General features: G+C 69.3%; 1 protein-coding gene. It reads right to left on the bottom strand.

The features are described 5' to 3' along the window. Positions 1-148 precede the first annotated feature (148 nt). A partial coding sequence (locus tag OQ02_RS45435) for a hypothetical protein (RefSeq protein ID WP_033443829.1) occupies positions 149-335 on the bottom strand: 187 nt, incomplete at its 5' end.

Here is a 335-nt window from a genome sequence, read left to right as displayed (position 1 = left end):
GGCCCCTCCTTGGCGAAGCCCCCGCAGACCTCGGCCGCGGCCAGGCCCTCGGGTTCCTTCGTACCCCCGTCGCCCCCGGAGCAGCTCGTGAGGAGGGCGGCCGCTGCGGCGGCCACCCCGATCCTTGCCAGCGCGGACCTCATGAACGTCACTTCTTTTCGTACGGGTCCGGGAGGTCGTTGTCCCGGGCGTGCAGACGAGCGTCCCGAACATAGTCGACCAGGATCTCGTCGAGGTAGTTGCGGTCCTTCTCGTTCCAGCCGGGCGCGTTGGCGTAGGCGATGCCGGGCCGCAGCGAGTTCTCCTTGCCCATGGACAGCGCCTCGCTCTTGAGG

It is taken from the genome of Saccharothrix sp. NRRL B-16314 (genome assembly GCF_000716595.1).
In the GTDB taxonomy this organism is placed as follows: domain Bacteria; phylum Actinomycetota; class Actinomycetes; order Mycobacteriales; family Pseudonocardiaceae; genus Actinosynnema.
The sequence above is the reverse complement of the archived record's forward strand: the minus strand, read 5'-3'. Positions and strand labels throughout refer to the sequence as shown.